This is a genomic window from Streptomyces sp. NPDC006265, assembly GCF_040613555.1.
Classification (GTDB): Bacteria; Actinomycetota; Actinomycetes; order Streptomycetales; family Streptomycetaceae; genus Streptomyces.
The window spans coordinates 1-9,088 of sequence record NZ_JBEXSH010000317.1 but is presented as its reverse complement, the minus strand read 5'-3'; the positions used below and the strand labels follow the sequence as shown (position 1 = coordinate 9,088).

Below are 9,088 nucleotides of genomic sequence, written 5' to 3'. Positions count from 1 at the left end.
ACGCCCCCCAACACCCACACCCTAAACTGCACTGCCGCGGCACTCACCCGTCGCCTGTCCACGTGTTTTTGCCCACACACCGCGGAACGGGCGGCATCGTGATCACGATGCCGCCCGTTCCGTCGATGCAGCCAGAGCACTTTCGTCGGTGCTCCCTTGTGCGCGAGGGGGGAGTTGAACCCCCACGCCCTTGCGGGCACTGGAACCTGAATCCAGCGCGTCTGCCTATTCCGCCACCCGCGCATTGGGTGTGTCCTGGGCGTCTGTCCCTTGGGGCGGGCGCCTTCCGACACCCAGAACATTAGCACGCTGGAGGGGGTGGGTTCACATCCCTTATCCCGCAGGCAGACCCCCCGCCGAACCTTCGATGTCCCTGCCACGTATCAACCCGTACCGGTTCACGTATCAACCTCGTACCGGTACCCGCCGTCTCCGCAGGAGGGGTCGGGGTCCACAGTCAGGTGCGGGACACTGGTCTTCGGCCGCCTCTACGATCCTTGTCAGGCATACAGGAGACGGTCACGCGCAGCAGTGCCGCCGGAGGAGTTCGAAGAGGAGCTCCACAGGGAACCTCGTCATGCGTCGACACCCGTCGGCCGCACTGACGGGGGGAACCAGCCGATCGACCGGCGCGTGGATACGATCAGTAAGCAGTACCAGCAGTACCCGGCAAGCGGCCCGCAGGGCAGTGCACAGGACGGCAGCCAAGGAGGAGGTGCCCCATGGGAGTCCTGAAGAAGTTCGAGCAACGTCTCGAAGGTCTGGTCAACGGCACCTTCGCCAAGGTGTTCAAGTCCGAGGTCCAGCCCGTGGAGATCGCGGGAGCGCTCCAGCGCGAGTGCGACAACAACGCCACCATCTGGAACCGCGACCGGACGGTCGTGCCCAACGACTTCATCGTGGAGCTGAGCACGCCGGACTTCGAGCGGCTCAGCCCCTACTCCGGCCAGCTCGGCGACGAGCTCTCCGGCATGGTGCGCGACTACGCCAAGCAGCAGCGCTACACCTTCATGGGCCCCATCAAGGTCCACCTGGAGAAGGCGGACGACCTCGACACCGGCCTGTACCGGGTGCGCAGCCGCACGCTCGCCTCATCCAGCAGCCAGCAGGGCGGCCCGGGAGGCGGCGGCGCCGCACCCGCCGCCCCGCAGGGCGGACGCCCCGGCGGCTACGGCTACCCGCCGTCCGCGGCACCCTCCGGCGCCCCGCCCATGCCGTCCGCGCCGCCGCCCGGCGGCCGTCCCGGCGGCTACGGCTACCCTCCCGCCGCGAGCGGCCAGCGGCCCCCGGCCGCCGGCGGACGCACCCGCCACTGGATCGAGATCAACGGCACCCGCCATCAGATCTCCCGCGCCACCCTGGTGATGGGCCGCAGCACCGACGCCGACGTGCGGATCGACGACCCCGGCGTCTCCCGCCGGCACTGCGAGATCCGGACCGGAACGCCCTCGACGATCCAGGATCTCGGATCCACCAACGGCATCGTGGTGGACGGGCAGCACACCACCCGCGCTACGCTCCGCGACGGCTCGCGGATCGTCGTGGGCAGCACCACCATCATTTACCGGCAAGCCGAAGGGTGAAGCGGGGGCAATGTCAGAGCTGACCCTCACGGTCATGCGGCTGGGTTTCCTGGCCGTACTGTGGCTGTTCGTGATCGTGGCCGTGCAGGTCATCCGCAGCGACCTGTTCGGTACGCGTGTCACGCAGCGCGGTTCGCGCCGCGAGGCAGGCAGGCAGCAGCAGGCCGCCGCAGCCCGCCAGGCGCCGCCGCAGCAGCGCCAGCAGCCCGCCGGAGGCCGGCGCGGCCGTAACGCCCCCACCAAACTGGTCGTGACCGAGGGCACCCTCACCGGCACCACGGTCGCGCTCCAGGGCCAGACCATCACCCTGGGCCGGGCACACGACTCGACGATCGTGCTGGACGACGACTACGCCTCCAGCCGCCACGCCAGGATCTACCCGGACCGCGACGGCCAGTGGATCGTCGAGGACCTCGGCTCCACCAACGGCACGTACCTGGACCGGTCCCGGCTGACGACTCCCACACCGATTGCGCTGGGCGCGCCGATCCGCATCGGCAAGACCGTCATCGAGCTGCGGAAGTAGTGCTACATCATGGATAGGCGCGAGCGGAGCGAGCACGCAGTGGCGGGCCCCACCCCGGCCCCCCGCGCGCTCCCGACCGGAGGGTGGGCAGTGTGGCTCGACACGACCGGCTGTACCCGGAGCCGACAGGCGAGGTGCGCATGAGTCTGTCACTGCGCTTCGCGGCCGGATCGCACAAGGGCATGATCCGGGAGGGCAACGAGGACTCCGGGTACGCCGGCCCGCGCCTGCTCGCCATCGCCGACGGCATGGGCGGCGCGGCGGCCGGTGAGGTCGCCTCCTCCGAAGCCATCTCCACCATCGTCGCCCTCGACGACGACGTCCCCGGCTCCGACGTCCTCACCTCGCTCGGCACCGCGGTGCAGCGCGCCAACGACCAGCTGCGCTCCATGGTCGAGGACGATCCCCAGCTGGAGGGCATGGGGACCACCCTGACCGCCCTGCTGTGGACGGGCCAGCGCCTCGGCCTGGTGCACGTCGGCGACTCGCGCGCGTACCTGCTCCGCGACGGCGTCCTCACGCAGATCACCCAGGACCACACCTGGGTGCAGCGCCTGGTCGACGAGGGCCGGATCACCGAGGAGGAGGCGACCACGCACCCGCAGCGCTCGCTGCTGATGCGCGCCCTCGGATCCGGCGACCACGTCGAGCCGGACCTGTCCATCCGCGAGGTCCGCGCCGGCGACCGCTACCTGATCTGCTCCGACGGCCTGTCCGGCGTGGTGTCCCACCAGACCCTGGAGGACACCCTCGCCAGCTACCAGGGCCCCCGGGAGACCGTCCAGAACCTGATCGAGCTGGCGCTGCGCGGCGGCGGCCCGGACAACATCACGGTCATCATCGCCGACGTCCTCGACCTCGACACCGGCGACACCCTCGCGGGGCAGCTGTCCGACACCCCCGTCGTGGTCGGCGCCGTCGCCGAGAACCAGCACCAGCTGCACGACAACGGCATCATGCAGACCCCCGCCGGCCGCGCCTCCGGGCTCGGCCGCCAGGGACACGGCCGGGGCGGCGGGGGCGGCGAGTTCGGCCCGCCCGGCTCCGGCGACACCACCGGCTACATCCCGGCGTCCGGCTTCGACTACGGCGACGACGACTTCACCAAGCCCCGCAAGAAGGGCCGCTGGCTGAAGAGATCCCTCTACGGCGCCCTTGCGCTGGCCGTCATCGGCGGCGGCCTGTACGGCGGATACCGCTGGACGCAGACGCAGTACTACGTCGGCGCCGAGGACGAGCACGTCGCGCTGTACCAGGGCATCAGCCAGGACCTGGCCTGGCTCTCACTCTCGAAGGTCGAGAAGGACCACCCCGAGATCGAACTCAAGTACCTGCCGCCCTACCAGCAGAAGCTGGTCGAGGCGACGATCCCCGAGGGCGGCCTGAAGGACGCCCAGGCGAAGATCCAGGAACTGTCGGTGCAGGCCTCCGCGTGCAAGAAGGAGGCGCAGCGGCGCGACGCCGAGAGCAAGAACAACTCCAAGACCGGCGAAGGCGAGGCCGGGGGCACCACGGGAACCACTCCCGCCTCCTTCACGTCCAAGGCCACACCGACGCCGAACCCGAGCAGCCCGTCGGGTTCACCGTCGGCACCGGAGAAGTCCACGCCCCCGACCACGACCGCACCCACCCCCAGCCCCGGCCCCAGCCTCTCGGAGGAAGAGCAGAAGGTCGTCTCGCTGTGCGGTAAGCAGTAGCCGTGAGAGGCCCTGTCACACGATGAGCGGTACGAATACGTCGCACTCGCCGACGAACCACACGTCCACGATCGGCGCCATCGGCGCGCCGAGCCGACGCAACACCGAGCTCGCGCTGCTGGTGTTCGCTGTCGTCATCCCGGTGTTCGCCTACGCCAACGTCGGCCTGGCGCTTCACGACTCGGTGCCGCCGGGCCTGCTGAGCTACGGGCTCGGGCTCGGGCTGCTCGCGGGCGTGGGGCATCTCGCCGTACGGAAGTTCGCGCCGTACGCCGACCCGCTGATGCTGCCGCTGGCCACCCTGCTGAACGGGATCGGTCTTGTGGTCATCTGGCGGCTGGACCAGTCCGAGAAGCTGCAGGCGAGCAAGCAGTTCGTCGAGGCGGCTCCCCGGCAGCTGCTGTACTCCGCGATGGGCGTCGCCCTGCTGGTGGTCGTGCTGCTCTTCCTCAAGGACCACCGGGTCCTGCAGCGCTACACGTACATCTCGATGGCCGGTGCGCTCTTCCTGCTGATTCTGCCGCTCGTGCCCGGACTCGGCGCGAACATCTACGGCGCCAAGATCTGGATCAAGATCCCCGGCCTCGGCACGCTCCAGCCCGGTGAGTTCGCGAAGATCGTCCTCGCGGTGTTCTTCGCCGGCTACCTCATGGTCAAGAGAGACGCCCTGGCTCTGGCCAGCCGCCGCTTCATGGGCCTGTACCTACCGCGCGGCCGCGACCTCGGCCCGATCCTCGTCGTCTGGGCGATCTCGATCCTCATCCTGGTCTTCGAGACCGACCTCGGTACGTCCCTGCTGTTCTTCGGGATGTTCATCATCATGCTGTATGTCGCCACCGAGCGGACCAGCTGGATCGTCTTCGGTCTGCTGATGTCCGCGGTCGGCGCCGTCGGCGTGGCGAGCTTCGAGCCGCACATCCAGACGCGTGTGCAGGCCTGGCTCGACCCGGCGCGCGAGTTCGCGCTCTCTCGCGCCGCCGTCCAGGACGGCGTCGTCCACTCCGAGCAGGCCATGCAGGCCCTGTGGGCCTTCGGCTCCGGCGGCACGCTCGGCACCGGTCTCGGTCAGGGCAACTCCGACCTCATCGGCTTCGCCGCCAACTCCGACTTCATCCTCGCCACCTTCGGCGAGGAGCTGGGCCTGGCCGGCGTCATGGCGATCATGCTGCTCTACGGTCTGATCGTCGAGCGGGGCGTGCGCACCGCCCTCGCGGCCCGCGACCCGTTCGGCAAGCTGCTGGCCATCGGCCTGTCCGGCGCCTTCGCCCTCCAGGTCTTCGTCGTGGCCGGCGGTGTGATGGGCCTCATCCCGCTGACCGGTATGACGCTGCCGTTCGTGGCGTACGGCGGATCCTCCGTGATCGCCAACTGGGCGCTGATCGGCATCCTGTTGAGGATCAGCGACACGGCCCGCCGCCCGGCCCCCGCTCCCGCCGCCAACCCCGACGCCGAGATGACCCAGGTGGTCCGCCCGTCATGAACAAGCCCCTGCGCCGGATCGCGATCTTCTGCGGCCTGCTCGTGCTGGCCCTACTGATCCGTGACAACTGGATCCAGTACGTCCAGGCCGACGAGCTCCGGACCGACAAGAACAACCGCCGCGTCACCATCGAGCGCTACGCCTCGCCCCGCGGCGACATCATCGTCGGCGGGAAGCCGATCACCGGCTCCTCCGAGTCGTCGGGCAGCGACTTCAAGTTCAAGCGCACCTACAAGGACGGCCCCATGTGGGCGCCGGTCACCGGCTACGCCTCGCAGGCCTTCGGCGCCACGCAGCTGGAGAACATCGAGGACGGCATCCTCACCGGCAACGACGACCGGCTGTTCTTCCGCAACACCCTCGACATGCTCACCGGCAAGAAGCAGCAGGGCGGCAACGTCGTCACCACCCTGAACGCCGCCGCCCAGAAGGCCGCGTTCACCGGCCTCAAGAAGCAGGGCGGCAAGGGCGCCGTCGTGGCCCTGGAGCCGTCCACGGGCAAGATCCTGGCTCTGGCGTCCTACCCGTCCTACGACCCGTCGTCCTTCGCCGGCAACTCCACGACGACGGACACCGAGGCCTGGCAGAAGCTGCAGAAGAAGAACAACCCGAACGACCCGATGCTCAACCGGGCGCTGCGCGAGACCTACCCGCCCGGCTCCACCTTCAAGGTGGTCACCGCGGCCGCGGCGCTGGAGGACGGGCTGTACACGTCCGCCGATGCCAAGACGGACTCGCCGGACCCGTGGGTCATGACGGGCACCACCACCAAGCTGCCCAACGAGGGCAACATCCCCTGCGAGAACGCGACGCTGCGGGTGGCCCTCCAGTACTCCTGCAACACCGTCTTCGGCAAGATCGGCGCCGACCTCGGCAACGACAAGATGCTGGACATGGCCAAGAAGTTCGGCTTCGACGAGGAGCAGTTCACCCCGGTCCGCGCCAACGCCTCGGTCTTCTCCGACGACATGAACCCCTCGCAGACCGCGCTGTCGTCCATCGGCCAGTTCAACACCGCCGCGACTCCGCTGCAGATGGCCATGGTCGCCTCGGCCGTCGCCAACGACGGCAAGCTGATGAAGCCGTACATGGTGGACGAGCTCCAGTCGTCCGGCGTCGACCCGATCCAGAAGACCGACCCCGAGGAGCTGAGCCAGCCGCTGTCGGCGGAGAACGCCCAGATCCTCCAGTCGATGATGGAGACGGTCGTCGACAAGGGCACCGGCTCGAACGCCAAGATCGACGGCGTCACGGTGGGCGGCAAGACCGGTACCGCCCAGCACGGCGTCGACAACAGCGAGAACCCCTACGCGTGGTTCATCTCCTACGCCAGGGGCGAGGACGGCAGCTCGCCGGTCGCCGTGGCGGTCGTCGTCGAGGACGACAACGCCGTCCGCGACGACATCTCCGGCGGCGGCCTCGCGGCCCCGATCGCGAGGAACGTGATGAAGGCGGTCATCGACAGCAAGAAGTGACTCCGCTCACGCCTGCTTCACATCGGTGCACGTTGCGATACCGGTCCTGTATCGGCTGACGGGCTTGGCCAGGTCACATAAAGCGAGCCGGGTACGGTAGGCCCGGACGGCAGCCTCCGACCGTACAAGCGTGCCGGTCGGGACCGACGGAGAGGGCTGGTAGGTAGCTATGGAAGAGCCGCGTCGCCTCGGCGGCCGGTACGAACTGGGCCAGGTGCTCGGGCGTGGTGGCATGGCGGAGGTCTACCTCGCGCATGACACCCGCCTCGGCCGCACCGTGGCGGTGAAGACGCTGCGCGCGGATCTCGCGCGTGACCCTTCCTTCCAGGCCCGGTTCCGCCGGGAGGCCCAGTCGGCCGCCTCGCTCAACCATCCCGCGATCGTCGCGGTCTACGACACGGGCGAGGACTACATCGACAACGTGTCGATCCCGTACATCGTCATGGAGTACGTGGACGGCTCGACACTGCGTGAGCTGCTGCACTCCGGCCGCAAGCTGCTGCCGGAGCGGTCCATGGAGATGACCATCGGCATCCTCCAGGCCCTGGAGTACTCCCACCGCGCCGGGATCGTCCACCGCGACATCAAGCCCGCGAACGTCATGCTGACGCGCAACGGCCAGGTCAAGGTCATGGACTTCGGCATCGCCCGCGCCATGGGCGACTCCGGCATGACGATGACACAGACCTCAGCGGTCATCGGCACCGCCCAGTACCTCTCGCCGGAGCAGGCCAAGGGCGAGCAGGTCGACGCCCGCTCCGACCTGTACTCCACCGGCTGTCTGCTCTACGAGCTGCTGACCGTCCGCCCGCCGTTCGTCGGCGACTCCCCGGTGGCCGTGGCCTACCAGCACGTCCGCGAGGAGCCGCAGTCCCCGAGCGTCTTCGACCCCGAGATCACGCCCGAGATGGACGCGATCGTGCTGAAGGCGCTCGTCAAGGACCCGGACTACCGCTACCAGTCGGCCGATGAGATGCGCTCCGACATCGAGGCCTGCCTCGACGGCCAGCCCGTCGCCGCGACGGCCGCGATGGGCGCGGTGGGCTACGGCGGCTACCCCGACGACCAGCCGACGACGGCCCTGCGCGCCGACTCCGGCGCCGGCGCCACGTCCATGCTGCCCCCGATGAACCCGGACGACGGCGGCTACGGCTACGACGACCGCCCCGACCGCCGCCGCGGGCAGCAGCGCAAGTCCAACACCTCCACGATCCTGCTGGTCGTGGCGGGCATCCTGGTCCTGGTCGGGGCGATCCTGATCGGCCGGTGGGCGTTCAGCGGTGACGGAGGCGTGGACAACAACGAGCTCGCGGCGCCCAACTTCGTCGGTGAGTCGAAGCAGAGCGCCCAGCAGTTGGCCAAGAATTCCGACCTGAAGCTGACCTTCTCCAGCAAGCCCTGTGATGGCCAGGGCAAGGGCAAGGTCTGCTTCCAGAATCCGAAGGCCGGGGACCAGGTCAACAAGGGCGACACCATTTCCCTGGTGGTGTCGACCGGGGCGCCGAAGGTGGCGGTGCCGGACGTCACGGGCCTGACCTACGAGAAGGCCTCGGCCCAGCTCGAGGACAAGGGCTTCAACGTCGAGCAGAAGACCGAAGAGTCCGACCGCACTCCCGGCGTGGTCTTCAAGCAGGACCCGGCAGGCGACACGGAGCAGGAGAAGGGCTCCACGATCACCCTGACCGTCGCCAAGGAGGCGGAGAAGTCCACCGTCCCGGACGTGCTCGGCCAGAGCTGTGACGCGGCCAAGCAGCAGATGCAGGCCAGCGACCTGGTCGGCAACTGCACCGAGGTGGAGACCGACGACGACAACCAGGTCGGCAAGGTCATCCAGACCACGCCCCAGGCCGGCACGTCGGTCGACCCGAACTCCTCGGTCAACATCCAGATCGGCAAGAAGAAGAAGCAGCAGAAGGTCAAGGTCCCGCAGGTCGTCGGCCAGACCGTCGGCCAGGCCAAGCAGATCCTCGCGCAGGCCGGCTTCACCAACATCCAGTTCGCGGGCGGCAGCGACCAGAGCGACAACGCCCTCGTCGCCGGCCAGAACCCCGGCCCCAACCAGGAAGTCGACGACCCGGCAGGGACGACGATCACCCTTCAGACCGTCGGCGTCGGAGGCAACAACAACGGCGGCAACGGCAACGGCGGCATCTTCGGCGGCCTGAGCGGCAGCAACGAGGACGGCTGACCCCGCCCACCACACCGTCACACCACAGAGCCCCCGGCCCCCACAGGCGGATTCTCGGGGTCCTCGCAACACCTGATGGCTTACGTGGCTGTCAGTAGATCACGCAGGCGCTCGGCTGGGGTTCTCCAGTCGAGCGTTT

The 9,088-nt window shown here is 68.9% G+C and carries 6 protein-coding genes and 1 tRNA gene; 6 read left to right on the top strand and 1 reads right to left on the bottom strand.

All coding sequences use genetic code 11. The annotated features are described in order from the left end of the window. Positions 1–159: 159 nt before the first annotated feature. Positions 160–243 (bottom strand) — tRNA-Leu (locus ABZ281_RS24325). 479 nt (positions 244–722) lie between these two features. On the opposite strand from ABZ281_RS24325, the gene ABZ281_RS24320 reads away from it, so the two are divergent. From ABZ281_RS24320 to pknB, 6 genes are all read left to right on the top strand, one after another. Further along, positions 723–1,583, top strand: a complete 861-nt coding sequence (locus ABZ281_RS24320; RefSeq protein ID WP_356658625.1) for a DUF3662 and FHA domain-containing protein — start codon at positions 723–725, stop codon at positions 1,581–1,583. A gap of 10 nt (positions 1,584–1,593) precedes the next feature. After that, positions 1,594–2,109, top strand: coding sequence for an FHA domain-containing protein (locus ABZ281_RS24315; protein WP_142161889.1), 516 nt, complete (start codon positions 1,594–1,596; stop codon positions 2,107–2,109). A gap of 140 nt (positions 2,110–2,249) precedes the next feature. Beyond that, positions 2,250–3,806, top strand: a complete 1,557-nt coding sequence (locus ABZ281_RS24310; RefSeq protein ID WP_356658623.1) for a Stp1/IreP family PP2C-type Ser/Thr phosphatase — start codon at positions 2,250–2,252, stop codon at positions 3,804–3,806. 22 nt (positions 3,807–3,828) lie between these two features. Next, positions 3,829–5,286, top strand: a complete 1,458-nt coding sequence (locus ABZ281_RS24305; RefSeq protein WP_356658621.1) for an FtsW/RodA/SpoVE family cell cycle protein — start codon at positions 3,829–3,831, stop codon at positions 5,284–5,286. Next, the gene (locus ABZ281_RS24300) at positions 5,283–6,761 is read left to right on the top strand and encodes a penicillin-binding protein 2 (protein ID WP_356658619.1); all 1,479 of its coding nucleotides are present in this window, start codon (positions 5,283–5,285) and stop codon (positions 6,759–6,761) included. Before ABZ281_RS24305 ends, ABZ281_RS24300 begins: the two co-directional genes overlap by 4 nt. A 169-nt stretch (positions 6,762–6,930) precedes the next feature. Next, positions 6,931–8,949 carry a Stk1 family PASTA domain-containing Ser/Thr kinase gene (gene pknB, locus ABZ281_RS24295; RefSeq protein WP_356658617.1) on the top strand — a complete coding sequence of 673 codons (2,019 nt, stop codon included), beginning with the start codon at positions 6,931–6,933 and terminating at the stop codon, positions 8,947–8,949. Positions 8,950–9,088: the final 139 nt, after the last annotated feature.